We start from the raw sequence: 24,765 nt of genomic DNA, 5'->3' as shown, positions 1-24,765 counted from the left end.
CTACCAGCCGGGGAGGGGCCCTAGGAAGGTGCCGCGGTCGGGGCGGGCTTTGCCGATGGCGATGAGCTTGAGCGGGGCGGCGTACAGGCCGTAGGTCTTTTTGCCGGTGTAGAACCCGGGCGAGCTGCAACCGTCGTAGCCGACCCAGACCTCGCGAAGGCCTGTAGCTGTGTCGAAGCGCAACACGATGGCCTGCTTGGGCTTTGCCTGCGCCGGGGAACACTTGAAGACTGGCAGATCCGGGTTCCGCTCCGGGAGCGGCTTGATCGCGTCGACGACTTCCTGGGCCTGCTCGGGCCCAAGCACGGCTGAGCCGAGTAGAGCCGTCGAGAGGCGCACGTTCGGCTCGATCATGCGGTAGCGGCAGACGGTCAGACCTGTCACGGGAGTGTTCAGATCGAGGCCGATGGCGACAGGGATGTCAGTGATGCTGGTGGCCGAGGCGATCGCGTGGAACGGCTCGCAAACCGTCCCGCTCTTCTTGGCATCCCGCGGCGGGGTCGGCTGATCCGCCTTGCTCTCGGGCTGCGCGGATCCGCTGTCGGCTGATCCGGATGTCATTGTGTCGAAGCTCGGAGAGGCGAGTTGCCAGACCCCTCCGATGGCCAGAGCCACGACGACCGCGGCACCACCGACCAGTACGGTCTGCCTGCGCCGGTGGACCCGGCTCCGCGCTGTACTGGCGAGACGGGCCGCCTTGGGCGCCGCGTCGGCCTTCTGCCGGAGCGCCGCCGCGACCTGCCGGGCGAGCTCGTCGTCCACCGGGCCCTGCTCGTCGTACTCAGGCATCGCCGGCTCCTTCCGTGCTCAGAGTGGTCTTCAGGCTGGCCAGCGCGCGATGCACGTTGGACCGGGCGGTGGCCTCCGCGCAGTTCAGCAGCGCGCCGATCTCCGCGTAGGACAGTTCCTCGTAGAAGCGCAGCACCACGGCCGCGCGGTGTTTCGGCGGCAGGGTCGCGCACAGCGCCCAGATCGCGTCCGCCTCGGCCCGGTCGGCCGTGCCGTCACCGGTCGCCTGCGCCGCGGGGCTGGGCTCGGCCTCGGGTGACTCCCGCCGCCGGAACCGGCGCCACCACGAGATGTGCGCGTTGACGATCATGCGCCGCACGTACGCCGCGGGGTCGTCGGCGGCGCTGACCTTGTGCCACTTGGCGCAAGCCGTCGTCAGTGCGTCCTGTACCGCGTCCTCGGCGAGGAACCGGTCGCCGGTGAGGACATACCCGAACCGCAGCAGCGCGTCGCCGTTCGCCTCGACCCAGGTCTCGAAGACCCGGGACTCCGACGGCTGGGCCGATCGCGCCTGCTGGGGTACCACCACGGCTGCCTCCATACCCAGAGGACGGTGCCGCCCTCCGATTCGTTGCAGCTAGTTCGCGCGAGTTACCCGGAGGACGCGAAAGCCCTTGGCGCTGGCATGCCGAGTCGCCGGGAAGCCCTGGTCGGTGAGCCAGCGCTGGAGCGAGTCGGCGCCGAGGTTCTTGCCGACCACCAGCCAGGCCTCACCGTCGGGCGTGAGCCGGGGCAACCAGTGCAGCAGCATCTTGTGCAGCTCGGGCTTACCGATCCGGATGGCCGGGTTGGACCAGATCTGGTCGAACGACACCTCAGCCGGTACGTCGTCCGGCAGCGCCGCGTGGACCCGGACGCCGAGGGCCTTCGCGTTCGCGGCGGTCAGCTCGAGGGCCCGGGTGTTCACGTCCACGGCCCACACATCGGCCTGCGCCACCTCGGTGGCCAGGGCGCACGCGATCGGGCCGTATCCGCAGCCGAGGTCGAGGATCGTACGCGCGCCAACGTCTGGTTCGACCTCGCGCAGTAGCACCGACGTGCCGAGATCGAGGCGGTCGCGCGAGAAGACTCCGGCCGACGTACTGAACTCGTACTCGGTGTCCCAGATCCGCGCGCGCACGGTTCGCCGTACGTCGGCCGACGTCGGGTCTGCCGAGAAGTACTGGTCAGCCATGGTGAACCTCTCCCCGCACCTGACGGGCCTGTACCGCCCGCGCGGCCAGATCGGCGTCGGCGGGATAAAGCACTTCCTCCAGGGTCAAACCGTGCGCGGCCACCACGGTCACGGCCGAATGCCGGACCCGTTCCGCGAGCACCGTGGCGGGCCAGTCCGGTTCGCGGCGACCATCCCCGACCGGGATCACCGAGCCGACCAGCGCCCGCACCATCGAATGGCAGAACGCGTCGGCGATGACCGTACCCTCGACGGCTCCGGCCTCGGTCCGGCGCCAGGTGAACTCCAGCAGCGCCCGGACCGTGCTCGCGCCTTCGCGGCGCCGGCAGAACGCGGCGAAGTCGTGCTCGCCGAGGAGCTTGCCCGCCGCCTCGTTCATCCGGTCCAGGTCCAGCGGACGCGGTACGCGCAGCATCACATGGCGCGTCAGCGGATCCCACAGGCCCTGGTCGTCACAGATCCGGTAGACGTAGCGCCGGGCCACCGCCGAGAAGCGGGCGTCGAACCCGGCCGGTGCCGGCGTGACCGCGGTGATCGCGACATCCGGTGGCAGTACGCCGTTGAGCCGCCGCTGCAGCTCGCGCCCGCGCATCTCGGTCTCGAGATCCACATGCACCACCTGGCCGCGGGCGTGCACGCCGGTGTCGGTCCGCCCGGCGCAGGTCACGGCCGGCGCGTCCGGAACTCGCAGAATCGTGCGGAGCGAATCCTCCAGCACCCCCTGAACGGTCCTGAGCGCCTCCTGACGGGCCCAACCGTGGAATCCGGTCCCGTCATACCTCAAGTCGATCCGCCAGCGCACAGGAGCACGCTACACGCCCGGAACGCGACAACGCCCCCTCCACAAGGGAGGGGGCGTTGTCAGGTGGAACTCAGGTCACTCGTCGTCAGACGAGGCACCGGCCTTCGTGAAACCAGCAGCCTTGGCGGCGTCCTCGGTGCGGAACCACACCTCGGCCTTGGTCTGCTCGTACCACTGGCCATCCGGCGTGTGGTACTTCATCGAGTCCTCGTTGCCCTTGATGTCGAAGCCCTCGGGCGCCGAACCATCCTCCAGCGGGGCGTGCGCGTCGTCGCCGTACTTCTCGGCGGCGGCGTCGGTGGCCTCGACGGTCTCAGCCTTCTCAGCCTCAGCCTTGTCTGCGGCGGCCTTCTTGGCCGGAGCCTTCTTGGCGGCGGCCTTCTTGGCCGGGGCGGCGTCGGCCTTGGCGGCAGCGGCGTCCGCCATCGACTCGACCAGCTCGATCCGGACCATGGGGGCGTTGTCGCCCTTGCGGGGGCCGAGCTTGATGATCCGGGTGTAACCACCCGGACGGTCGGCGAAGCGCTCACCGATCTCCGTGAACAGGACGTGCACGACCGTCTTGTTGCGGATCCGCTTCATCACCTGGCGGCGCGAGTTCAGGTCGCCACGCTTGGCCTTGCTGATCAGGTCCTCAGCCAGCGGCTGAAGGCGCTTGGCCTTGGTCTGCGTGGTGGTGATCGCACCGTGCTCGAACAGCGACGTGGCCAGGTTGCTGAGGATCAGCCGCTGGTGCGCCGGGCTGCCACCGAGACGGGAGCCCTTTGTGGGGGTAGGCATTTCTTACTCCAGAAGATGTTTGATGCTGCCGGTCGGAAGGACCCGCAACGGATCGGCTCAGTACTGCTCGGTCTCGGCGAAGCTCTCGTCCTCGTCCTCGCTGTCCTCGCCGTACGCCTCAGCTGCGGCGCGCAGGTCGAACCCGGGGGGCGAGTCCTTCAGCGACAGGCCCATCTCGGCCAGCTTCAGCTTGACCTCGTCGATCGACTTGGAGCCGAAGTTCCGGATGTCCAGCAGGTCCTGCTCGCTGCGCGAGATCAGTTCACCCACGGTGTGGATGCCCTCACGCTTGAGGCAGTTGTACGACCGGACGGTCAGCTGCAGGTCTTCGACCGGCAGGGCCAGGTCGGCCGCCATCTGCTCGTCGACCGGCGACGGGCCGATGTCGATGCCCTCGGCCTCGACGTTCAGCTCGCGGGCCAGACCGAACAGCTCGACCAGGGTCTTACCGGCGGAGGCGACGGCGTCGCGCGGCAGCATCGACGGCTTGGTCTCGACGTCCACGACCAGACGGTCGAAGTCGGTGCGCTGCTCGACACGGGTGGCCTCGACCTTGTAGGTCACCTTGAGGACCGGCGAGTAGATCGAGTCGACCGGCATGCGGCCGATCTCGGCGTCGGCCGACTTGTTCTGCACGGCGGAGACGTAACCACGGCCACGCTCGACGACCAGCTCCATCTCGAGCCGGCCCTTCTCGTTCAGGGTGGCGATCTTCAGGTCCGGGTTGTGCACCTCGACACCGGCCGGCGGGGCGATGTCCGCGGCGGTGACGTCACCGGGGCCCTGCTTGCGCAGGTACATGGTGACCGGCTCGTCGTGCTCGGAGGAGACGACCAGGTCCTTGAGGTTCAGGATCAGCTGGGTCGCGTCTTCCTTCACACCGGCGACGGTGGAGAACTCGTGCAGCACACCGTCGACCTTGATGCTGGTGACGGCCGCGCCCGGGATCGAGGACAGCAGGGTACGGCGGATCGAGTTGCCGAGGGTGTAGCCGAAACCCGGCTCGAGCGGCTCGATCACGAACCGCGAGCGGTGCTCGTCGACGACCTCTTCGGTCAGTGTGGGGCGCTGGGCAATAAGCACTGTCAGGACTTCCTTCTGTCTCGCGACGACCACTATTTGAGGTCGCGAACGGATTACCTCGAAGACCGGCCCGCCGGTGGCCCGAGGGCCACCGGCGGGAACGGCTTAGTTCTTCGAGTAGAGCTCGACGATCAGGTGCTCGGCGACCTGGGTGTCGATCTGCGCCCGGGTGGGCAGCTGGTGCACGAGGATCCGCAGCCGCTCGGGCAGGGCCTCGAGCCAGGCCGGCACCACTCGCTCGGAGTGGGTCTCCCTGGCGATGATGAACGGCGTCATCTCGGCCGACTTCGGCCGGACGTCGATCACGTCGTGCGCGGCAACGCGGTACGACGGGATGTTCACCTTGATGCCGTTCACGGTGAAGTGACCGTGTACGACGAGCTGACGCGCCTGACGACGGGTACGGGCCAGACCGGCGCGGTACACGACGTTGTCGAGACGGGACTCGAGAATGATCAGCAGGTTGTCACCGGTCTTACCAGGACGCCGCGAGGCCTCCTTGTAGTACAGACTGAACTGCTTCTCCAGCACGCCGTAGGCGAAACGGGCCTTCTGCTTCTCACGGAGCTGAAGCAGGTACTCGCTCTCCTTGGGACGGCCACGGCCGTGCATACCCGGCGGGTACGGACGGCGCTCGAAAGCCTTGTCGCCACCGACGAGGTCAACCCCGAGACGGCGCGACTTCTTGGTCATAGGACCGGTATAACGGGCCATTATTCGCTACCTTCCTCTCTGGGTCAGACCCGGCGCCGCTTGGGCGGACGGCATCCGTTGTGGGCGGTCGGGGTGACGTCCTGAATGGTGCCGACCTCGAGGCCGACCGCACCCAGCGAACGAATCGCGGTCTCGCGGCCGGAGCCCGGACCCTTCACGAAGACGTCGATCTTGCGCATGCCGTGCTCCATCGCGCGACGCCCAGCGGCCTCGGCGGCCATCTGCGCGGCGAACGGGGTCGACTTGCGCGAGCCCTTGAAGCCAACGGTGCCCGCGGATGCCCACGAGATGACCGCGCCGGTCGGGTCGGTGATCGTCACGATCGTGTTGTTGAACGTGCTCTTGATGTGCGCGTGGCCGGCGGCCACGTTCTTCTTCTCCTTGCGGCGCACCTTCTTCGCGCCGGCCGCTGTGCGGCTCTTGGGAGGCATAAGTCAGTTGCTCCTGGAAACGTCGAGGCTGGTCATCCGGGTCACTTCTTCTTCTTGCCGGCGATCGCCTTACGACGACCCTTACGGCTACGGGCGTTGGTCCGCGTGCGCTGACCACGCACCGGCAGACCGCTGCGGTGCCGGCGACCCTGGTACGACCCGATCTCGATCTTGCGGCGGATGTCCGCGGTCACCTCGCGACGGAGGTCACCTTCGATCTTGTAGTTGCCTTCGATCCAGTCCCGGAGCTTCACCAGCTCCTCGTCACCCAGCTCGTGGACGCGCTTGTCACCGGATACACCGGTCGCTTCCAGAGTCTTCAGGGCGCGAGTACGACCTACACCGAAGATGTAGGTGAGGGCGACCTCGATGCGCTTGTCGCGCGGGAGGTCGACGCCTACGAGGCGTGCCATGTGGCGGTGTTCCTTTCGTCGGCAGAGGTGTGGTGACGCGCTGCGTCCCTGCCCGCCTTGGTGAGTCTCAGGTTGTCTTCACCAGCAGGGCCCCGGCCTCTGTTCCGGGGGCGACATCCGGCCCGTGAGCCGGATGAGCATGCGCGTTGTGGTGCGAAAGTGCCGTGATTCGCGAGGTGGGGCTGAATCAGCCTTGCCGCTGCTTGTGCCGCGGGTTCTCGCAGATCACCATGACCCGGCCGTGACGGCGGATCACCTTGCACTTGTCGCAGATCTTCTTGACGCTCGGATTGACCTTCATCGAGCTTCTTTCTTCGACAGGTGGGTGGTTACTTGTACCGGTAGACGATGCGACCTCTGGTGAGGTCGTACGGCGACAGCTCCACGACGACCCGGTCCTCGGGGAGGATCCGGATGTAGTGCTGCCTCATCTTGCCGCTGATGTGCGCGAGCACCTTGTGCCCGTTGGACAGCTCAACACGGAACATCGCGTTAGGCAGGGCCTCCACGATGGTGCCCTCGAGTTCGATGACTCCCTCTTTTTTGGGCATGTCCTCGCACTTCTGTAGACGACGTGACTGGAATCTTGCGGGTAACGCACGGCCACCTGGACGCTCTGGAACACGGTTTGCCCTCCCGACGTACGCCACAAGAAGTGCCATTGTCGAGTAGCCGCGAGCAGCCGCGGGCAGCATGAACAGAGCCCACAAAGGGCCAAGGAAAGAGTTTACGCGAACGACACGCGGGAATCCAATCGGGGTCCCGGACGGCCGCTCAGGGTATGAGCTCCGCCGCTCCCGGCCTGGTTCCTGGCCGGCTCCGCCGCCCGTGCACTGCTGCCTTGGCGGCTGCCTCAGTTGGCGTTGTCGTCGCCTTGGGTGACCGCCTGGGCGGTGACCCACGATTCGCCTGCCCGCCAGATGTGCTCGGGCATCAGTTCGATGATCTCACAGGCCGCGTCGAGCTGGGCAAGGATCGTCTCAGGCGTGCGGAATGACGGCATCACCGCGACGAACCTGTCACGTTCGGTCACGAAACCGAACGGCTGCACCCCAAGCAGTACAGCCATCACGCGCGGGTGCAGTACGGCGTGCACCACGGCAGGCTCACCACGGACGAGCCGGTAGCGGGCGTTGAACTCGGCGCTCTCCAGATGCAGGTCGAGCGGCCGTATCCCCGGCGCGACCAACCCGGTCAACGACTCCGGAGCCACCTGCATCGGGGGCAACGGCCGTTGGATCTCCAGATCGATGAAGTCGAACGCCACCTTGGTATCGCCCAGTCCGAACCGGAAACGGCCCAGCCAGAACCGGCGACCACGGTGTACGCCGCTGGTGACGTCCACGATCTCGGGCTCCGGGTCCGCGCTGAACGGCATGAACGGCCACCGGGCCTGGAGTTCCGGAGCCTGCGGCGCGAAAAACCAGCCGCGCCGGGTCACCTCGGCCCGCCAGGCCGTTTGCAGCCGCTTGTCGATGAGCCCGATCGTCACCGGGAACGCGACCAGGCCGACGAACCAGATCCCGAGCGCCAGCAACCCGAGACCGCGCTCGATGTACATCAGCAGCAGCGCCACGACCAGGCCTACGCCGATCCAGAGCACCGCGATCAGGCAGGACACCTGCCGGAACCGCCAGGTGCCGTCAGCCCGCCAGACGGGGCGTTGGGACGAACCCACGCTCAGTCGCGCTTGCCGAGCGCGCCCAGGGTGATGACACCCCAGGGAATGAGCAGCCAGACCGGCCAGAAGTTCGGCCAGTTGCCGCCGTTGGCGACCCCGATGACAAACCAGATCAGCACGTTCAGCAGCACGATCGAGCCGAACCCGCCGGCTGCCGCGAGCACCGGGTGCGTTTCCTTCTTCCGCTCCGGGAAAGTGCCGGGGGCGGGCGCCGGAGTGACCTGGCGCGCCACGGCCGGCGTACTGTGCGTGCGCACCGGCGGGAGGTCCCGGACCAGCGGCTCCAACTCGCCGTACGTCGAGCTGGAGTAGAGACGGTCCAGCCGGGTGTTGAACTCAGGCTGGTCCAGCCGCCCGTCGGCGAAGGCGTCCCGGAGCCGGCCCGCGATCTTGTCGCGGTCGCTCTCACTGAAACGCTCGTGTGGCTGGTACTTACTGGGCATGGGGCCAGTCTGCCTCAGGCTGGGAGCGTGCGCGTCCCTCTGACGGTGGACGAGCGGGTGGAGATCAGCTCAGTCGGTCAGCGCGCCGCAGCTGACGCCGAGTTCGGCCAGCTTGGCCTCGCCACCGTCCAGCGCGGTGAGGATCCACGGGCCCTGCGGAGTGAGCGTGAAGGTGTGCTCGGTATGCGCCGAGGCCTGACCGTCATCGGTCACCACGGTCCAGTCGTCGTCCAGGGTGTGGTTGTCCTGCTTGCCGAGGGTCAGCATCGGCTCGACGGCCAGGGCGAGACCCTCGACCAGCTTCGGCCCACGGCCCGGCTTGCCGTAGTTCGGCACGTTCGGCGGCTGGTGCATGGCCGAACCGATGCCGTGGCCGACGAAGTCCGTCACGATGCCGTAGTTGGACTGCGCCCGCACGTGCTGCTCGACGGCCGCGGAGATGTCCGTGAGCCGGCCGCCCAGCTTGGCGGCGGCGAACCCCCGCCACATCGACTCCTCGCAGACCCGGGCCAGGTCCAGCAGGGCCGGGTCGACCGCACCGACCGGCACCGTGATCGCCGCGTCGCCGTGCCAGCCGTCGACGATGGCGCCACAGTCGATCGAGATCAAGTCGCCTTCTTGCAGCACCCGGTCCCCCGGAATGCCGTGCACGATCTCCTCGTTCACCGAGGCGCAGATCGAGCCGGTGAAACCGTGATAGCCCTTGAACGACGGCGAGGCGCCCGCGGAGCGGATGCTGTCCTCGGCGATCTTGTCCAGTTCACCGGTGCTGATGCCCGGCCGGACCTCGCCGCGCAGCAGCTCCAGCGTGCGGCCGACCACCAGACCGGCCGCACGCATGGAGATGATCTGTTCGCGGGTTTTGATCTCGATCCCGCGGTCTCTAAAAATCACTGCAAATCACTCGATTAATTCTCGAGCGTCTTCAGGGCGGTCAGGACGCGCTCGCTGACCTCGTCGATCTCGCCCACGCCGTCGACCTCGACCAGCAGACCGCGCTCGGCGTACACCTGCAGCAGCGGAGCGGTCTCCGCGGCGTACACCTCCTGGCGGTGCCGGACGACGTCCTCGGAGTCGTCGCTGCGGCCCTCGACCTTGGCGCGGCGCAGCATCCGGTCCACCAGTACCTCGGTGTCGGCGGTCAGCGCGACAACCGCGTCCAGGCGATGACCGTGCTCGGCGAGGATCTCGTCGAGCGTGCTCACCTGGGCGACCGTGCGGGGATAACCGTCGAGCAGGAAGCCGGGGTCGGCGTCGGCCGCGGAGAGGCGGTCACGCACCATCGCGTTGGTGACCTCGTCCGGAACGTAGTCCCCGGCGTCCATGTACCGCTTGGCCTCGAGGCCGAGAGCAGTCTGTTCCTTCACGTTTGCTCGGAAAATGTCGCCGGTGGACACCGCCGGGACGCCGAGACGCTCCGCAAGCACCTTTGCCTGCGTCCCTTTTCCCGCACCCGGCGGGCCCATCAGCAACATTCTCATCAGCGCAAGAACCCTTCGTAGTTACGCTGCTGCAACTGGCTCTCGATCTGCTTCACGGTGTCAAGACCGACACCGACCATGATCAGGATCGAGGTACCACCGAACGGGAAGCTCTGGCTCGCGTCGACGAGAACCAGCGCGATCAACGGGATCAGCGAGACGATCGCCAGGTAGATCGCACCCGGGAAGGTGATCCGGGAAAGAACATATCCCAGGTACTCCTCGGTCGGCGTGCCTGCCCGGATACCGGGAATGAAGCCGCCGTACTTCTTCATGTTGTCCGCGACTTCCTTCGGGTTGAAGGTGATCGAGACGTAGAAGTAGGTGAAGAAGATGATCAGCGCGACGAAGGCGAGCATGTAGTACGGGTGGTCTCCGCGAACGAAGTTCGTCTGGATCCACTGCGCCCACTTCTCGTCCTTGCGGAACTGGCTGATCAGCACCGGCAGATACATCAGGCTGGAGGCGAAGATCACCGGGATGACGCCGGCCTGGTTGACCTTCAGGGGGATGTACGTCGACGTGCCGCCGAACATCTTGCGGCCGACCATGCGCTTGGCGTACTGCACCGGGATCCGGCGCTGGGCCTGCTCGATGAAGATGACCGCGGCCATGATGATCAGACCGATCACGATCACCATGAAGAAGACGTCCAGACCCTTTTCCTTGCGGATGTTCCACAGCTGGGTCGGGAAGGTGGCGACGATCTGGGTGAAGATCAGGATCGACATACCGTTACCGACACCACGGTCGGTGATCAGCTCGCCGAGCCACATGACCACACCGGTTCCGGCGGTCATCGTGAGCACGATCACCGAAACCGTGAACCAGTCGTTCTCGTACAGCAGCGGCAGGTTACAGCCCTGGAACAGCTGGCCGGGCGTCCGCGCGAGCGCCACGAAGGCGGTCGCCTGCAGGATGGCCAGACCGACGGTCAGGAAGCGCGTGTACTGGGTGATCTTGGTCTGACCGGCCTGACCCTCCTTCTTCAGCGTCTCAAGCCGCGGGATCACCACGGTGAGCAGCTGGAGGATGATGCTCGCGGTGATGTACGGCATGATGCCCAGCGCGAAGATCGCGAGCTGCAGCAGTGCCCCACCGGAGAACAAGTTGATCAGGCTGTAGAGGTTGGCGTTCGCCCCACCTGCGGAGTCCTTGATGCAGGTGTCGATGGACTGAACGTTGACCCCAGGGGCCGGTACGACCGACCCGATCCTGAAGATCACGATGATGAAGAGTACGAAGAAGATCTTCCGGCGCAGGTCCGGAGTCTTGAACGCATTGGCGAAGGCGCCTAACACCCTGTCCTCCCACAAGTTTCCCGCACCCGAGGGTGGCAGGGCCTAACACAGCTGGGCAAGAGACGAACCAGGGCTCGTCCGGAACACCGCGTGACAATAGCATCACCAGCGTCCGCACGAGCCCTGGTCAATTCACACCTCGGTGGTGGATCCCCCGGCCGCCGCGATCTTCTCCTTGGCGGACTGCGAGAACTTGTGCACCGAAACCTGAAGCGCAACGGTCAGCTCACCGTCGCCCAGTACCTTCACCGGACGACCTTCGCGGACCGCGCCCTTGGCGACGAGATCAGCAACGCTGACCTCGGTCGCCTCGGGGAAGAGCTGACCGAGCTTGTCCAGGTTAACGACCTGGAACTCGACCTTGTTCCTGTTCTTGAAGCCCTTCAGCTTCGGCAGCCGCATGTGCAGCGGCATCTGCCCACCCTCGAAGTGCTCGGGGATGTTGTTACGGGCCTTGCTGCCCTTGGTACCGCGACCGGCCGTCTTACCCTTGCTGCCTTCACCACGACCCACGCGGGTCTTGGCGGTCTTGGCGCCGGGAGCCGGACGCAGGTGATGAACCTTGAGCGTCATATCAGTCGACCTCCTCGACGGTGATGAGGTGGCGAACCGCACGCACCATGCCGCGAATCTCGGGACGGTCATCGTGAACGGCGACATCGCCGATCCGCTTGACGCCCAGGGTGCGCAGCGTGTCGCGCTGGTTCTGCTTGCCACCGATGCCGGAACGGGTCTGGGTGACCTTCAAGCGTGCCATCAGGAAACCGCCTCCGCCCGCGCCTTCAGCAGAGCCGCCGGAGCGACGTGCTCAACCGGAAGACCACGGCGAGCAGCCACGGCCTCGGGGGTCTCCAGGCTGCGCAGCGCGGCAACGGTGGCGTGAACCACGTTGATCGCGTTGGACGAGCCCAGCGACTTGCTCAGGATGTCGTGGATTCCGGCGCACTCGAGAACCGCACGCGCCGAACCACCCGCGATCACACCGGTACCGGGAGCAGCCGGGCGCAGCATGACCACGCCGGCCGCCTTCTCCCCCTGCACCGGGTGCGGGATGGTGCCCTGAATCCTCGGCACCTTGAAGAACGACTTCTTGGCCTCCTCGACACCCTTGGCGATCGCCGCGGGCACCTCCTTGGCCTTGCCATAACCGACACCGACGGTGCCATCACCGTCACCAACGACCACGAGGGCGGTGAAGCTGAAGCGACGACCACCCTTCACGACCTTGGCGACACGGTTGATGGCTACCACGCGCTCGATGTAGGCGGTCTTGTCAGCTGCCGCACCACGACCACCGTCGCGGCCACGGCGCTCACCACCGGCGCCGCCTCCGCGACGCTGCTGGCCTCCGCTCATGTCGAACTACCCTCTTCCTGTGTTTGTGTCGCCGGTCAGAAGCCGAGGCCGCCCTCACGAGCGGCATCAGCTAGGGCCGCGATGCGGCCGTGGTACTTGTTGCCGGCCCGGTCGAAAACGACCGTGTCGACGCCTGCAGCCTTCGCCCGCTCGGCGAGCAAGCCGCCGACGGTCTTGGCCTTGTCAGTCTTGTTGGCGTCGGCACCGCGCAGGTCGGCTTCCATGGTGGAAGCAGATGCGACGGTGACGCCGGCCACGTCGTCGATGACCTGAGCGAACAGGTGCCTCGACGACTTCGTGACCACGAGGCGCGGCCGCTCGGCCGTCCCGTTGACCTTCTTGCGCACGCGCATCTGACGACGCAGACGCGATGCGGTCTTCTTCGCGGTGTGCTTGTTCGCACGCAGACCGATGGCCATGACTACTTACCAGCCTTTCCGACCTTGCGGCGAACCTGCTCGCCCGCATACCGCACGCCCTTGCCCTTGTAGGGCTCAGGCTTGCGCAGCTTGCGGATGTTGGCAGCGACCTCGCCGACCGACTGCTTGTCGATTCCCTGCACCGAGAACTTGGTCGGCGACTCCACCGCGAAGGTGATGCCCTCAGGGGCGTCCACCGTGATCGTGTGGCTGTAACCGAGCGAGAACTCCAGCTGGTTCGGTCCCTTGGCCAGGACGCGGTAACCGACACCGACGATCTCGAGCTTCTTCTCGTAGCCGTCCGTCACGCCGACCACCATGTTGTGGACCAGCGTGCGCGACAGGCCGTGCAGTTCCTTGCTCTTGCGCTGCTCGTTCGGGCGCGAAACGGCAAGGGTGCCGTCCTCGTCCCGGGCGACAACGATGGGCTCCGCAACTTCGTGCGAGAGCGTGCCCTTGGGGCCCTTCACCGTGACCGTCTGGCCGTCGATCGTGACGTCGACGCCGGACGGGACCGTGATCGGGAGCTTGCCAATGCGAGACATGACTGAGGTCCTCCTTCCGGTTCTTCCGTCACCAGACGTAGGCGAGAACTTCTCCGCCTACGCCTTTGTTCTTGGCCTGCTTGTCCGTGAGCAGTCCCTGTGACGTCGAGATGATCGCGACGCCCAGGCCACCGAGCACCTTGGGCAGGTTGGTCGACTTCGCGTAAACCCGCAGACCAGGCTTGCTGATCCGGCGGACGCCCGCGATCGAGCGCTCACGGCTCGGACCGAACTTCAGGTCGACCACCAGGGTCTTGCCGACGGCGCCTTCTTTCGGCTCCTCGACCTTGTAGGCCGAGATGTAACCCTCCTGCTGGAGGATGTCGGCGATACCCTGCTTGATCTTGCTGTACGGCATCTGGGTCGACTCGTGATACGCCTGATTGGCGTTGCGCAGACGTGTCAACATGTCTGCGATCGGGTCGGTCATCGTCATGGCCTGGGGCCTCTTTCCCGCCGTGGTTTCGCCGGCCGGCGACCTACGGTGACTAGATGGTTTCGATTGAAGAATTCAGTGCTGGAACAGCGACCGGCTGGATTCACCAGCTGGACTTGGTGACACCGGGCAGTTCGCCGCGGTGCGCCATTTCACGCAAGCAGATCCGGCAGAGGCCGAACTTGCGGAAGACCGCCTTGGGCCGGCCGCAGCGCTGGCAGCGGGTGTAACCCCGCACCGCGAACTTCGGCTTCCGGGCCTGCTTGACAATGAGTGCTGTCTTCGCCACGTCAGTTCTCCTTGAACGGGAAGCCGAGCTGCCGCAGCAGCGCGCGCCCCTCGTCGTCGTTCTTGGCGGTGGTCACCACGGTGATGTCCATACCGCGCACCCGGTCGATCTTGTCCTGGTTGATCTCGTGGAACATCACCTGCTCGGTCAGACCGAAGGTGTAGTTGCCGTTGCCGTCGAACTGCTTGCTCGACAGACCCCGGAAGTCACGGATCCGCGGCAGCGCCAGGGCGAGCAGCCGGTCCAGGAACTCCCACATCCGGTCGCCGCGCAGCGTGACGTGCGCACCGATCGGCATGCCCTCGCGCAGCTTGAACTGCGCGATCGACTTACGGGCCTTGGTCACCTGGGGCTTCTGCCCGGTGATCGCCGCCAGGTCCTTCACCGCACCGTCGATCAGCTTCGAGTCGCGAGCCGCCTCGCCGACACCCATGTTCACCACGATCTTGGTGAGCCCGGGCACCTGCATGACGTTCTCGAACTCGAACTCCTCGCGGAGCTTCGGAAGGATCTCCTCGCGGTACTTCGTCTTCAGCCGCGGGACCTGCTTGGTCTCCGTCGTCGCGGTCGTCATCAGATCTCCTCGCCGGTGCGGCGCGCGATACGCACGCTGCGGAACCCGGTGTACGTCGAACCGTCGGGGCGGCGCTTCTGCACCTCTACGCGGTTGTAACCCACGCGAGTAGTGACCTTGCGCTTCTTGCCGTCCTCGTCGGTGACCTCGACCAGCAGCATCACGTTGGAGACGTGGATCGGTGCCTCCTGCGTGACGATGCCACCAGTGGTGCCGCCGCGCTGGGCCTGCTGCACCTTGGTGTGCTTCTTGACCCGGTTCACGCCTTCGACGATGACCTTCTCAGCCTCGGGCAGGACCTGGATGATCTTGCCCTCCAGCCCCTTGGACTTGCCGGCGATGACGCGAACGACATCGCCCTTCTTCACGTGCAGCGAACGCTGCACCTTGGCCTGTGCTTTCTGGCCCATCTCAGAGCACCTCCGGAGCGAGCGAGATGATCTTCATGAACTTCTTCTCGCGCAGCTCCCGGCCGACCGGCCCGAAGATGCGGGTACCGCGCGGCTCGCCATCGGCCTTCAAGATCACCGCGGCGTTCTCGTCGAACCGGATGTAGGAGCCGTCCGGACGCCGGCGCTCCTTCACGGTGCGCACGATGACGGCCTTCACGACGTCGCCCTTCTTGACACCGCCGCCGGGGATCGCGTCCTTGACGGTGGCGACAATCGTGTCGCCGACACCGGCGTAGCGCCGACCGGAGCCACCGAGAACGCGGATGCACAAGATCTCCTTGGCACCCGTGTTGTCGGCGACTTTCAGTCGCGACTCCTGCTGGATCATCGGTTTATCTCCTGGTTGTCTCGCCGGTTCTCACGCTCGGTGAGCCTTGCGGAACGAATAATTCGGATGGGTACTGCCGGGCCTGAAATTACTTGGCCTTCTCGAGGATCTCGACGACGCGCCAACGCTTGGTAGCGGACAGCGGCCGGGTCTCCATCAGGAGGACGCGGTCGCCGATGCCGGCGGCGTTCTGCTCGTCGTGAGCCTTCAGCTTGCTGGTGCGGCGGATGACCTTGCCGTACAGCTTGTGCTTGACCCGGTCCTCGACCTCGACGGTCACGGTCTTGTCCATCTTGTCGCTCAGCACCAGACCCTCACGGGTCTTGCGGCGGCCGCGCGCCTCGACAGTGGTCACGGTGTCGTCCTTAGCTGTGTTCTCGGTCATGCCTTGCTCCCGGCCTCAGCCTTTTCGGCGTCGGCGTCAGTCTCGACGTCGGCTGCGTCGGCCGGCGCGACATCCGCGTCGACCTCTTCGGTGATGCCGAGCGCACGCTCGGTCAGCACCGTGTAGATCCGGGCGATGTCCTTGCGGACGGCCCGCAGCCGGCCGTGCGACTCCAGCTGTCCGGTGGCAGCCTGGAACCGGAGGTTGAACAACTCCTCCTTGGCGTTACCCAGCTTTTCCAGCAGTTCGTTCTTGCTGAGATTCCGCAACTCGGCGGCGCTCAGGGTGGCCATCAGTTCTCACCTGCCTCTCGGGTGATGAAGCGGCACTTCATCGGCAACTTGTGGATCGCGCGGCGCATGGCCTCACGGGCGACGTCCTCGGGCACACCCGAGAGCTCGAACATGACGCGACCGGTCTTGACGTTCGCGATCCACCACTCGGGCGACCCCTTACCGGAACCCATGCGGGTTTCGGCCGGCTTCTTGGTCAGCGGGCGGTCCGGGTAGATGTTGATCCAGACCTTTCCGCCACGCTTGATGTGCCGGGTCATCGCGATACGAGCGGACTCGATCTGACGGTTGGTGACGTAGTGGCTCTCCAGTGCCTGGATGCCGAAGTCACCGAAGGCCAGCGTGGTGCCGCCCTTGGCCGCACCCGAACGCTTCGGGTGGTGCTGCTTGCGGTGCTTGACCTTGCGGGGGATGAGCATGGGTCAGCTCTCCGTTCCGGTCGTCTCGGCCGGCTTCTCGGCCGGCGCGCCAACCTTGGAAGCGTCAGCGGTGGGGGCTTCAGCCTTGGGGGCCTCTGCCTTGGCCGCGCCACCGTCACGACGGTCATCACGGCGTCCGCCACGGTCGCCGCCGCGCTCGCCACCACGGCCACCACCGGCGCCGTCACGGCGAGCCGGACGGCCACGGCCCTGCGTTGCGGCGCGGGCAGCTGCCTGCGCCTCCCGCTCGGCGCGGCTACCGGACACGTCGCCCTTGTAGATCCAGACCTTCACGCCGATGCGGCCGAAGGTCGTGCGGGCCTCGTAGAAGCCGTAGTCGATGTCCGCGCGCAGCGTGTGCAGCGGGACGCGACCCTCGCGGTAGAACTCCGAGCGGGACATCTCGGCGCCGCCGAGACGGCCGGAGCACTGGATCCGGATACCGAGGGCACCGGCCCGCATGGTGGTCTGCATCGCCTTGCGCATCGCACGACGGAACGCGACCCGGCCGGACAGCTGCTCGGCCACGCCCTGCGCGACGAGCTGAGCGTCCGTCTCACCGTTCTTGACCTCGAGGATGTTCAGCTGCACCTGCTTGCCGGTGAGCTGCTCCAGGCTGCCCCGGATCCGGTCGGCCTCGGCGCCGCGGCGGCCGATGACGATGCCCGGACGGGCGGTGTGGATGTCCACGCGGACGCGGTCACGGGTGCGCTCGATCTCCACACGGGAGATACCGGCGCGCTCCATGCCCTTGCCCAGCAGGCGGCGGATCTTGACGTCCTCGCCCACGTAGTCGCGGTAAAGCTTGTCGGCGTACCAGCGGCTCTTGTGATCCGTGCTGATACCCAGACGGAACCCGTGCGGGTTTACCTTCTGGCCCACTATCGGGTCCTGCCCTTCTTCTCAGCGGCCTTTTCGGCCGGCTTCGCGGGCTCGGCCTCGACGCGCGGGGCCACGACCACGGTGATGTGGCTGGTCCGCTTGTCGATCCGGGTGGCGCGACCCTGCGCACGGGGGCGGTGACGCTTCAGCGTCGGTCCCTCGTCCACGAAGGCCTGCGCCACGACCAGGTCGGCCCGGCTCAGGTGCTCGGTGCTCTCGGCGTTCGCCACGGCGCTGTCGACGACCTTGTACACGGTCGCGGCAGCGGCCTGCGGGGCGAACTTCAGAGTGGCGAGTGCGTCGTCGACGCCCATGCCGCGCACTAGGTCGACCACGCGACGCGCCTTCATCGGCGTCACGCGGACGAAGCGCGCGACCGCGAAGGCCCCGGGCTCGTCGCCCAACAGGCTCTCGCGACGGGCACTGGTGGCCCTACGCTCCATAACGCTCATGATGTTCGATCTCTCCGTCGGGTGCTGGCTTCGTCGTTGACGCTAGGCGTCAGCGACGCCGTGCCTTGCGGTCGTCTTTTTCGTGACCCTTGAACGTCCGGGTCGGGGCGAACTCGCCGAGCTTGTGCCCGACCATCGCGTCCGTCACGAACACCGGTACGTGCTTGCGACCGTCGTGCACCGCGAGCGTGTGACCGATCATGTCCGGCACGATCATCGATCGGCGAGACCAGGTCTTGATGACATTCTTGGTGCCCTTTTCGTTCTGCACCTCCACCTTCTTCATCAGGTGGTGGTCGACGAACGGGCCCTTCTTGAGGCTGCGTGGCATCTGTCCGGCTCCCTATCAGCGCTTCTTGCCGGCCTTGCGGCGCCGGACGATCATGCGGTCGCTTTCCTTGCGGGTACGGGTGCGGCCCTCAGGCTTGCCCCACGGCGACACCGGGTGACGACCACCCGAGGTCTTACCCTCACCACCACCATGCGGGTGGTCGACCGGGTTCATGGCGACACCACGGACGGTCGGGCGCTTGCCCTTCCAGCGCATCCGGCCGGCCTTGCCCCAGTTGATGTTCGACTGCTCGCCGTTGCCGACCTCACCGAGGGTGGCGCGGCAGCGGACGTCGACCAGGCGGACCTCACCGGACGGCATGCGCAGCGTCGCCATCTTGCCTTCCTTGGCGACCAGCTGAACGCTCGCTCCGGCGGACCGGGCCATCTTGGCGCCACCGCCCGGACGCAGCTCGACGGCGTGAACCGTGGAACCGACCGGGATGTTGCGCAGCGCCAGGTTGTTGCCAACCTTGATGTCGGCGGTCGGGCCGTTCTCGACGACCGTGCCCTGCTCCAGCTTGGCCGGGGCGAGGATGTAGCGCTTCTCACCGTCGGCGTAGTGCAGCAGTGCGATCCGCGCGGTGCGGTTCGGGTCGTACTCGATGTGCGCGACCTTGGCCGGCACGCCGTCCTTGTCGTAGCGCTTGAAGTCGATGATCCGGTAGGCCCGCTTGTGGCCGCCACCGTGGTGACGAGCGGTGATCTTGCCGGAGGCGTTCCGGCCACCCTTCTTGGGCAGCGGCCGGAGCAGCGACTTCTCGGGGGTCGAACGGGTGAGCTCGACGAAGTCGGCCACGCTGGAGCCACGACGGCCCGGCGTTGTCGGCTTGTATTTGCGGATACCCATTACGACTGGCCTCCGAAGATGTCGATGCGGTCGTCGCCCGAGAGGCTGACAATCGCTCGCTTGGTGTCCGCACGCTTGCCCCAGCCGTTACGAGTACGGCGACGCTTGCCCTTGCGGTTGATCGTGTTCACGTTCTTCACGCGAACCTTGAACACCTTCTCGACCGCGAGCTTGATCTCGGTCTTGTTGGCGTCCGTGGCCACCTCGAAGGTGTACTTCTGCTCGTCCAGCAGGCCGTAGCTCTTCTCGCTCACGACCGGCCGCAGCAGGACGTCCCGCGGGTCCTTGTTCACTCCGTGGTGGCTCATGCCTCGACCTCCTCAGCCTCGGTCTGGGTCGCGGTCGCCTTGACCGTCTTGCCCTTCGGCGTACCGGCGACAAAGGCGTCGAAGGCGGCGCGCGTGAAGATCACGTCGTCCGCGCAAAGCACGTCGTACGGGTTCAGCTGGTCGGCCGCGATCAGGTGCACACCCGGCACGTTGCGCAGGCTCAGCCAGGCGAAGTCCTCGCCACGCTCGAGCACGACCAGCGCCTTGGCGCGGTCGGTGATGCCGTCCAGCACCTTGAGCGCGAGCTTCGTGCTGGGCTTGTCCTCGGCGCCGAACTGCTCGACGACGTGGACGCGACCCTCACGAGCGCGGTCCGAAAGCGCACCGCGCAGCGCGGCGACCTTCATCTTCTTGGGGGTCCGCTGGCTGTAGTCGCGCGGCGTGGGGCCGTGCACGACGCCACCACCGGTGAACTGCGGCGCACGGGTCGAACCCTGGCGCGCGCGGCCGGTGCCCTTCTGGCGGTACGGCTTGGCGCCACCACCAGAGACCTCGGCGCGGGTCTTCACCTTGTGGGTGCCCTGACGGGCCGCGGCGAGCTGGGCCACGACGACCTGGTGGATCAACGGGATGTTGACCTGGACGTCGAACAGCTCGGCGGGGAGCTCAACGGAGCCCTTCTTGCTGACCTTGTCGCCCTTCACGACGACGACGTCAACGGTGCTCATTTGGTGGCTCCCTTCGCGGCGTTACGGATCAGCACGAGGCCGCCCTTGGGGCCGGGGACAGCGCCCTTGAGCAGGATCAGGCCGCGCTCGGTGTCGATCGCGTGGACCGTCACGTTCTGCGTGGTGACCTTCTCGTTGCCCATCCGGCCGGACATCTTCATGCCCTTGAAAACTCGACCCGGGGTCGCGCAGCCGCCGATGGAACCCGGCGAACGGTGCTTCTTGTGCACACCGTGGCTGGCGCGGAGGCCGTGGAAGCCGTGGCGCTTCATGACACCGGCGAAGCCCTTGCCCTTGCTGGTGGCCGAAACATCGACGATCTCGCCGGCGGCGAACGCCTCGGCGGTGATCTCCTGGCCGAGCGCGTACTCGCTGGCGTCAGCGGTCCGCAGCTCGAGCAGGTGGCGGCGGGGAGTCACGCCGGCCTTGTCGAAGTGGCCCCGCATCGGCTTCTTCACCTTGCGCGGGTCGATGTCGCCGAAGGCGATCTGCACACCGTCGTAGCCATGGCTGGCCGAGGTACGAACCTCGGTCACCACGCACGGACCGGCCTGGATCACGGTGACGGGGACGACTCGGTTGTTCTCGTCCCAGGTCTGGGTCATGCCGAGCTTGGTGCCCAGCAGCCCTCGCGTGTTCTTCTGAATGCTCATTGGTTTCTGCGTTTCCCTCAGAGCTTGATCTCGATGTCGACACCGGCCGGCAGGTCGAGACGCATCAGCGAGTCAACCGTCTTCGGAGTGGGGTCGATGATGTCGATGAGCCGCTTGTGGGTGCGCATCTCGAAGTGCTCGCGGCTGTCCTTGTATTTGTGCGGCGAGCGGATGACGCAGAACACGTTCTTTTCCGTCGGCAACGGCACCGGGCCAGCAACCTTCGCACCAGTACGCGTCACCGTGTCGACGATCTTGCGCGCCGAACTGTCGATGACCTCGTGGTCGTAGGCCTTCAGCCGGATGCGGATCTTCTGTCCCGCCATCGCTTCGCTTCGTCCTTCTCTTCGTCTTCGTTGCGTTGCTCCGACCCCCGCGGTCGGGTGTGTCGCGGACGCGGCACGCGCGTCAGCACACAGATTTCCCGGGAAAGGAGATCGGGGCCCGGTCTCGGACCGGAACCTCGGCATGGTCTCCGGTCCGGCGCCCCTGCTGATCGGAAACGATCATCAGTGCGCCCCGGCGGCCTCGCCTGAGCAACCTGGATATTGTGCCAGAGATCGGCATCGGAATGCCAATCGGGGGCTTCCCGCCCGGATCCACGGCTGTTTCGCCGCGGTCCGAGCGCAAAGCAGAGGTCCGCGAGGGCTCAGGTTCGAGCCCTCGCGGACCTCGTCAGATCACTTGATGATCTTGGTGACCCGGCCGGCGCCGACGGTGCGGCCACCTTCACGGATCGCGAACCGCAGGTTCTCTTCCATGGCGATCGGCTGGATCAGCTCGACCGTCATGTCGGTGTTGTCACCGGGCATGACCATCTCGGTGCCCTCGGGCAGCGTGACGACGCCGGTGACGTCCGTGGTGCGGAAGTAGAACTGGGGACGGTAGTTCTGGAAGAACGGCGTGTGACGGCCGCCCTCCTCCTTCGAGAGGATGTAGACCGAAGCCTCGAAGTTGGTGTGCGGGGTGGTCGTACCCGGCTTGATCACGACCATGCCGCGCTCGACGTCCTCGCGCTTGGTGCCACGAAGCAGCAGACCGACGTTCTCACCGGCCTGGCCCTCGTCGAGCAGCTTGCGGAACATCTCGATACCGGTGACCGTCGTGGTCTGCTTCTCCGGACGGATGCCGACGATGTCGACCGTCTCGTTGACCTTGACGATACCGCGCTCGATCCGGCCGGTGATGACCGTACCGCGACCCGTGATGGTGAAGACGTCCTCCACCGGCATCAGGAAGGGCTTGTCAACCTCGCGCTCGGGCTGCGGGATGTAGGAGTCGACCGCGTCCATCAGCTTGACGATGGACTCGCCCCACTTGGCGTCACCCTGCAGAGCCGGGTGGGCCGCGACCTGAACGACGGGCACGTTGTCGCCGTCGAACTCCTGCTCGCTGAGGAGCTCACGAACCTCGAGCTCAACGAGCTCCAGGATCTCCTCGTCGTCGACCATGTCGCACTTGTTCAGGGCGACGACCATGGCCGGCACGCCGACCTGACGCGCGAGCAGCACGTGCTCACGGGTCTGCGGCATCGGGCCGTCGGTGGCGGCGACGACAAGAATCGCACCGTCCATCTGCGCGGCACCGGTGATCATGTTCTTGATGTAGTCCGCGTGCCCGGGGCAGTCAACGTGGGCGTAGTGCCGGGCCTCGGTCTGGTACTCGACGTGCGCGATCGAGATGGTGATACCGCGCTGACGCTCCTCAGGAGCCTTGTCGATCTGATCGAAGGCCGACGCCTCGTTGAGGTCCGGGTACTTGTCGTGCAGCACCTTGGTGATCGCCGCGGTAAGAGTGGTCTTACCGTGGTCGATGTGACCGATGGTGCCGATGTTGACGTGCGGCTTAGTCCGCTCGAACTTCGCCTTAGCCACTGGGGCCCTCCTGGAAAATGTTGACTACGCCGTACGACGCTTTGGGTGGTTAGTCCGGAACGAGAGAGAAACTACTACTCGCCCCGAGCCTTCTTGATGATCTCTTCCGCCACGTTCTTCGGAACCTCGGCGTAGGAATCGAACTGCATCGAGTAGGACGCGCGGCCCTGAGTCTTTGAACGCAGGTCACCGACATACCCGAACATCTCCGACAACGGCACCAGGGCCTTGACGACCCGGCTGCCACCGGGGCCTTCGTCCATTGACTGGATCTGGCCGCGGCGTGAGTTGAGGTCTCCGATCACTTCACCCATGTAAGCCTCGGGTGTGGTGACCTCGACCGAGAACATCGGCTCGAGGATGACCGGCTGGGCGCGGCGGGCCGCGTCCTTGAAGGCCATCGAACCGGCGATCTTGAAGGCGAGTTCGGACGAGTCGACGTCGTGGTAGGCGCCGTCTCGCAGCGTCACCTTGACGTCCACCATCGGGTATCCGGCGAGAACGCCGAACTCCATGGCCTCCTGCGCGCCCTCGTCCACCGACGGGATGTACTCCCGGGGGACGCGGCCACCGGTGACGGCGTTGACGAACTCGTAACCGCCCTCACCGCCGGCGACGACGGCAGTCGGCTCGATGTCGATGATCACACGCGCGAACTGACCCGAACCACCGGTCTGCTTCTTGTGCGTGTAGTCGACCTTCTCGACCTTCTTCTTGATGGTCTCGCGGTAGGCGACCTGGGGCTTGCCGACGTTGGCCTCGACGCGGAACTCGCGCTTCATCCGGTCGACCAGCACCTCGAGGTGCAGCTCACCCATACCGGCGATGATCGTCTGGCCGGTGTCCTCGTCGGTCCGGACCTGGAAGGTCGGGTCCTCCTCGGCGAGCCGCTGAATCGCGACGCCCAGCTTCTCCTGGTCGCCCTTCGACTTCGGCTCGATGGCGACCGAGATCACCGGGGCCGGGAAGGTCATCGACTCGAGCAGAACCGGCTTGGCCGGGTCGCACAGCGTCTCACCGGTGGTGGTGTCCTTCAGACCCATCACGGCGACGATGTGGCCGGCGCCGACCGACGCGATCTCCTCACGCTTGTTCGCGTGCATTCGGTAGATCTTGCCGATGCGCTCCTTGCGGCCCTTCGTCGGGTTCAGAACCTGCGAACCCGCCTCGAGCTTGCCGGAGTACACCCGGATGAAGGTCAGCTTGCCCAGGTGCGGGTCAGCGGCGATCTTGAACGCCAGCGCCGCGAACGGCTCGCTGTCGTCCGGACGGCGCTGCACGACGACCTCGGCGTCCTTGATGTCGTGACCGTCGATGGCCGGTACGTCGACCGGGCTCGGCAGGTACGCGTTGACGGCGTCGAGCAGGGGCTGAACGCCCTTGTTCTTGAACGCCGTACCGGTCAGGACCGGGGTCAGCTTGCTGGCCAGCGTGGCGCGGCGAATACCGGCGACGAGCTGCTCCTGGGTCGGGGCCTGCCCCTCCAGGTACAGCTCCATGATCTCGTCGTCGGCCTCGGCCAGCGTCTCGATCAGCTTGTCGTGCCACTGCGCCGCGGCCTCGGTGTGCGTGGCCGGGATCTCCTCGACCGTGTAGTCCTCACCGATCGTGGTCTCGCCACGCCAGGTGAGGGCGCGCATGCCGACCAGGTCGACGACACCGATGAAGTCGGACTCGGAACCGATCGGCAGCTGCAGCACCAGCGGCGTGGCCGCGAGGCGGTCGACGATCATGTCGACACAGCGCATGAACTCGGCGCCGGTGCGGTCCAGCTTGTTCACGAAGCAGATCCGCGGCACGCCGTAGCGGTCGGCCTGGCGCCACACGGTCTCGGACTGGGGCTCCACACCGGCGACACCGTCGAACACGGCGACGGCACCGTCGAGGACGCGCAGCGAGCGCTCCACCTCGACCGTGAAGTCGACGTGCCCCGGGGTGTCGATGATGTTGATGGTGTGGTCTTTCCAGGTGCAGGTCGTCGCGGCGGACGTGATCGTGATGCCGCGCTCCTGCTCCTGCTCCATCCAGTCCATCGTGGCGGCGCCCTCGTGGACTTCACCGATCTTGTAATTGATACCGGTGTAGAACAGGATCCGCTCAGTCGTCGTCGTCTTACCGGCGTCGATGTGCGCCATGATG

The 24,765-nt window shown here is 66.2% G+C and carries 39 protein-coding genes; all 39 read right to left on the bottom strand.

Annotated features, from left to right (window positions below; translation table 11 throughout):
- Window positions 1-789 carry a hypothetical protein gene (locus tag ACFFGN_RS32145; RefSeq protein ID WP_380055617.1) on the bottom strand — a complete coding sequence of 263 codons (789 nt, stop codon included), beginning with the start codon at window positions 787-789 and terminating at the stop codon, window positions 1-3.
- Entirely contained in the window at window positions 782-1,318 is a 537-nt protein-coding gene (locus ACFFGN_RS32140; protein WP_380055614.1) for an RNA polymerase sigma factor, read from the bottom strand. The genes ACFFGN_RS32145 and ACFFGN_RS32140 overlap by 8 nt, the downstream gene beginning before the upstream one ends.
- Window positions 1,319-1,366: 48 nt before the next feature.
- Window positions 1,367-1,963, bottom strand: coding sequence for a class I SAM-dependent methyltransferase (locus ACFFGN_RS32135; protein ID WP_380055611.1), 597 nt, complete (start codon window positions 1,961-1,963; stop codon window positions 1,367-1,369).
- Entirely contained in the window at window positions 1,956-2,765 is an 810-nt protein-coding gene (truA, locus tag ACFFGN_RS32130; RefSeq protein WP_380055608.1) for a tRNA pseudouridine(38-40) synthase TruA, read from the bottom strand. Before truA ends, ACFFGN_RS32135 begins: the two co-directional genes overlap by 8 nt.
- A gap of 75 nt (window positions 2,766-2,840) precedes the next feature.
- A complete protein-coding gene (gene rplQ, locus ACFFGN_RS32125) occupies window positions 2,841-3,545 on the bottom strand; it encodes a 50S ribosomal protein L17, sunset domain variant (RefSeq protein WP_380055606.1) in 705 nt (234 codons plus the stop codon).
- A gap of 57 nt (window positions 3,546-3,602) precedes the next feature.
- Window positions 3,603-4,628, bottom strand: a complete 1,026-nt coding sequence (locus ACFFGN_RS32120; RefSeq protein ID WP_328990905.1) for a DNA-directed RNA polymerase subunit alpha — start codon at window positions 4,626-4,628, stop codon at window positions 3,603-3,605.
- 105 nt (window positions 4,629-4,733) lie between these two features.
- Window positions 4,734-5,342, bottom strand: coding sequence for a 30S ribosomal protein S4 (gene rpsD / locus ACFFGN_RS32115; RefSeq protein ID WP_077019252.1), 609 nt, complete (start codon window positions 5,340-5,342; stop codon window positions 4,734-4,736).
- A gap of 23 nt (window positions 5,343-5,365) precedes the next feature.
- Complete coding sequence (gene rpsK / locus ACFFGN_RS32110) at window positions 5,366-5,773, bottom strand: 30S ribosomal protein S11 (RefSeq protein WP_012923659.1); 408 nt, start codon at window positions 5,771-5,773, stop codon at window positions 5,366-5,368.
- 41 nt (window positions 5,774-5,814) lie between these two features.
- On the bottom strand, window positions 5,815-6,186 hold the full coding sequence (gene rpsM, locus ACFFGN_RS32105) for a 30S ribosomal protein S13 (RefSeq protein WP_380055600.1): 372 nt from the start codon (window positions 6,184-6,186) through the stop codon (window positions 5,815-5,817).
- Between the two features lie 187 nt (window positions 6,187-6,373).
- A complete protein-coding gene (gene rpmJ, locus ACFFGN_RS32100) occupies window positions 6,374-6,487 on the bottom strand; it encodes a 50S ribosomal protein L36 (protein ID WP_008361054.1) in 114 nt (37 codons plus the stop codon).
- Window positions 6,488-6,515: 28 nt separating this feature from the next.
- Window positions 6,516-6,737: a translation initiation factor IF-1 gene (infA, locus tag ACFFGN_RS32095; RefSeq protein ID WP_012923661.1), complete on the bottom strand. Its 222-nt coding sequence runs from the start codon at window positions 6,735-6,737 to the stop codon at window positions 6,516-6,518.
- Window positions 6,738-7,039: 302 nt separating this feature from the next.
- Window positions 7,040-7,807 (bottom strand): hypothetical protein, encoded by a 768-nt coding sequence (locus ACFFGN_RS32090; protein WP_380055596.1) that lies wholly within the window; start codon window positions 7,805-7,807, stop codon window positions 7,040-7,042.
- Window positions 7,808-7,866: 59 nt separating this feature from the next.
- Complete coding sequence (locus tag ACFFGN_RS32085; RefSeq protein WP_380055594.1) at window positions 7,867-8,310, bottom strand: DUF1707 SHOCT-like domain-containing protein; 444 nt, start codon at window positions 8,308-8,310, stop codon at window positions 7,867-7,869.
- A 69-nt stretch (window positions 8,311-8,379) separates the two neighbouring features.
- On the bottom strand, window positions 8,380-9,204 hold the full coding sequence (gene map / locus ACFFGN_RS32080; RefSeq protein WP_380055591.1) for a type I methionyl aminopeptidase: 825 nt from the start codon (window positions 9,202-9,204) through the stop codon (window positions 8,380-8,382).
- Window positions 9,205-9,218: 14 nt separating this feature from the next.
- Complete coding sequence (locus ACFFGN_RS32075; protein ID WP_380055588.1) at window positions 9,219-9,791, bottom strand: adenylate kinase; 573 nt, start codon at window positions 9,789-9,791, stop codon at window positions 9,219-9,221.
- Window positions 9,791-11,092 (bottom strand): preprotein translocase subunit SecY, encoded by a 1,302-nt coding sequence (secY, locus tag ACFFGN_RS32070; protein WP_380055586.1) that lies wholly within the window; start codon window positions 11,090-11,092, stop codon window positions 9,791-9,793. The genes ACFFGN_RS32075 and secY overlap by 1 nt, the downstream gene beginning before the upstream one ends.
- Before the next feature lie 132 nt (window positions 11,093-11,224).
- Complete coding sequence (gene rplO, locus ACFFGN_RS32065) at window positions 11,225-11,665, bottom strand: 50S ribosomal protein L15 (protein WP_380055583.1); 441 nt, start codon at window positions 11,663-11,665, stop codon at window positions 11,225-11,227.
- Between the two features lies 1 nt (window position 11,666).
- On the bottom strand, window positions 11,667-11,849 hold the full coding sequence (gene rpmD, locus ACFFGN_RS32060; RefSeq protein ID WP_185448308.1) for a 50S ribosomal protein L30: 183 nt from the start codon (window positions 11,847-11,849) through the stop codon (window positions 11,667-11,669).
- The gene (rpsE, locus tag ACFFGN_RS32055) at window positions 11,849-12,448 is read right to left on the bottom strand and encodes a 30S ribosomal protein S5 (RefSeq protein WP_328990897.1); all 600 of its coding nucleotides are present in this window, start codon (window positions 12,446-12,448) and stop codon (window positions 11,849-11,851) included. Before rpsE ends, rpmD begins: the two co-directional genes overlap by 1 nt.
- A gap of 35 nt (window positions 12,449-12,483) precedes the next feature.
- Window positions 12,484-12,867, bottom strand: coding sequence for a 50S ribosomal protein L18 (rplR, locus tag ACFFGN_RS32050; RefSeq protein ID WP_380055578.1), 384 nt, complete (start codon window positions 12,865-12,867; stop codon window positions 12,484-12,486).
- Window positions 12,868-12,869: 2 nt separating this feature from the next.
- Complete coding sequence (gene rplF / locus ACFFGN_RS32045; protein WP_380055575.1) at window positions 12,870-13,412, bottom strand: 50S ribosomal protein L6; 543 nt, start codon at window positions 13,410-13,412, stop codon at window positions 12,870-12,872.
- Between the two features lie 28 nt (window positions 13,413-13,440).
- A complete protein-coding gene (gene rpsH, locus ACFFGN_RS32040) occupies window positions 13,441-13,848 on the bottom strand; it encodes a 30S ribosomal protein S8 (protein WP_328990894.1) in 408 nt (135 codons plus the stop codon).
- A 103-nt stretch (window positions 13,849-13,951) separates the two neighbouring features.
- Window positions 13,952-14,137, bottom strand: a complete 186-nt coding sequence (locus tag ACFFGN_RS32035; RefSeq protein ID WP_328990893.1) for a type Z 30S ribosomal protein S14 — start codon at window positions 14,135-14,137, stop codon at window positions 13,952-13,954.
- A 1-nt stretch (window position 14,138) separates the two neighbouring features.
- Complete coding sequence (gene rplE, locus ACFFGN_RS32030; protein ID WP_380055571.1) at window positions 14,139-14,711, bottom strand: 50S ribosomal protein L5; 573 nt, start codon at window positions 14,709-14,711, stop codon at window positions 14,139-14,141.
- The gene (gene rplX, locus ACFFGN_RS32025) at window positions 14,711-15,121 is read right to left on the bottom strand and encodes a 50S ribosomal protein L24 (protein ID WP_442914241.1); all 411 of its coding nucleotides are present in this window, start codon (window positions 15,119-15,121) and stop codon (window positions 14,711-14,713) included. Before rplX ends, rplE begins: the two co-directional genes overlap by 1 nt.
- Window position 15,122: 1 nt before the next feature.
- A complete protein-coding gene (gene rplN / locus ACFFGN_RS32020) occupies window positions 15,123-15,491 on the bottom strand; it encodes a 50S ribosomal protein L14 (RefSeq protein ID WP_020388099.1) in 369 nt (122 codons plus the stop codon).
- 88 nt (window positions 15,492-15,579) lie between these two features.
- Window positions 15,580-15,876 carry a 30S ribosomal protein S17 gene (gene rpsQ / locus ACFFGN_RS32015; RefSeq protein ID WP_380055567.1) on the bottom strand — a complete coding sequence of 99 codons (297 nt, stop codon included), beginning with the start codon at window positions 15,874-15,876 and terminating at the stop codon, window positions 15,580-15,582.
- On the bottom strand, window positions 15,873-16,169 hold the full coding sequence (gene rpmC, locus ACFFGN_RS32010) for a 50S ribosomal protein L29 (RefSeq protein WP_380055565.1): 297 nt from the start codon (window positions 16,167-16,169) through the stop codon (window positions 15,873-15,875). The genes rpsQ and rpmC overlap by 4 nt, the downstream gene beginning before the upstream one ends.
- Window positions 16,169-16,588 (bottom strand): 50S ribosomal protein L16, encoded by a 420-nt coding sequence (rplP, locus tag ACFFGN_RS32005; RefSeq protein WP_380055562.1) that lies wholly within the window; start codon window positions 16,586-16,588, stop codon window positions 16,169-16,171. The genes rpmC and rplP overlap by 1 nt, the downstream gene beginning before the upstream one ends.
- Window positions 16,589-16,591: 3 nt before the next feature.
- Window positions 16,592-17,470, bottom strand: coding sequence for a 30S ribosomal protein S3 (gene rpsC, locus ACFFGN_RS32000; protein ID WP_380055559.1), 879 nt, complete (start codon window positions 17,468-17,470; stop codon window positions 16,592-16,594).
- Entirely contained in the window at window positions 17,470-17,922 is a 453-nt protein-coding gene (gene rplV, locus ACFFGN_RS31995) for a 50S ribosomal protein L22 (RefSeq protein WP_380055556.1), read from the bottom strand. Before rplV ends, rpsC begins: the two co-directional genes overlap by 1 nt.
- Before the next feature lie 49 nt (window positions 17,923-17,971).
- Complete coding sequence (rpsS, locus tag ACFFGN_RS31990; protein WP_012923683.1) at window positions 17,972-18,253, bottom strand: 30S ribosomal protein S19; 282 nt, start codon at window positions 18,251-18,253, stop codon at window positions 17,972-17,974.
- 15 nt (window positions 18,254-18,268) lie between these two features.
- The gene (gene rplB, locus ACFFGN_RS31985; RefSeq protein ID WP_380055552.1) at window positions 18,269-19,102 is read right to left on the bottom strand and encodes a 50S ribosomal protein L2; all 834 of its coding nucleotides are present in this window, start codon (window positions 19,100-19,102) and stop codon (window positions 18,269-18,271) included.
- Window positions 19,102-19,410 carry a 50S ribosomal protein L23 gene (gene rplW, locus ACFFGN_RS31980; protein ID WP_380055549.1) on the bottom strand — a complete coding sequence of 103 codons (309 nt, stop codon included), beginning with the start codon at window positions 19,408-19,410 and terminating at the stop codon, window positions 19,102-19,104. The genes rplB and rplW overlap by 1 nt, the downstream gene beginning before the upstream one ends.
- On the bottom strand, window positions 19,407-20,099 hold the full coding sequence (gene rplD / locus ACFFGN_RS31975) for a 50S ribosomal protein L4 (protein WP_380055546.1): 693 nt from the start codon (window positions 20,097-20,099) through the stop codon (window positions 19,407-19,409). Before rplD ends, rplW begins: the two co-directional genes overlap by 4 nt.
- The gene (gene rplC, locus ACFFGN_RS31970) at window positions 20,096-20,752 is read right to left on the bottom strand and encodes a 50S ribosomal protein L3 (protein WP_380055543.1); all 657 of its coding nucleotides are present in this window, start codon (window positions 20,750-20,752) and stop codon (window positions 20,096-20,098) included. The genes rplD and rplC overlap by 4 nt, the downstream gene beginning before the upstream one ends.
- Window positions 20,753-20,769: 17 nt before the next feature.
- The gene (rpsJ, locus tag ACFFGN_RS31965; protein ID WP_012923688.1) at window positions 20,770-21,078 is read right to left on the bottom strand and encodes a 30S ribosomal protein S10; all 309 of its coding nucleotides are present in this window, start codon (window positions 21,076-21,078) and stop codon (window positions 20,770-20,772) included.
- A gap of 354 nt (window positions 21,079-21,432) precedes the next feature.
- Window positions 21,433-22,626, bottom strand: a complete 1,194-nt coding sequence (gene tuf, locus ACFFGN_RS31960; protein ID WP_380055541.1) for an elongation factor Tu — start codon at window positions 22,624-22,626, stop codon at window positions 21,433-21,435.
- 74 nt (window positions 22,627-22,700) lie between these two features.
- Entirely contained in the window at window positions 22,701-24,761 is a 2,061-nt protein-coding gene (gene fusA / locus ACFFGN_RS31955) for an elongation factor G (protein ID WP_380056124.1), read from the bottom strand.
- Between the last annotated feature and the right edge of the window lie 4 nt (window positions 24,762-24,765).

The sequence above is a fragment of the Kribbella deserti genome, from assembly GCF_042434725.1.
Taxonomy (GTDB): Bacteria; Actinomycetota; Actinomycetes; order Propionibacteriales; family Kribbellaceae; genus Kribbella; species Kribbella deserti.
This window is presented reverse-complemented; position numbering and strand designations above follow the sequence as displayed.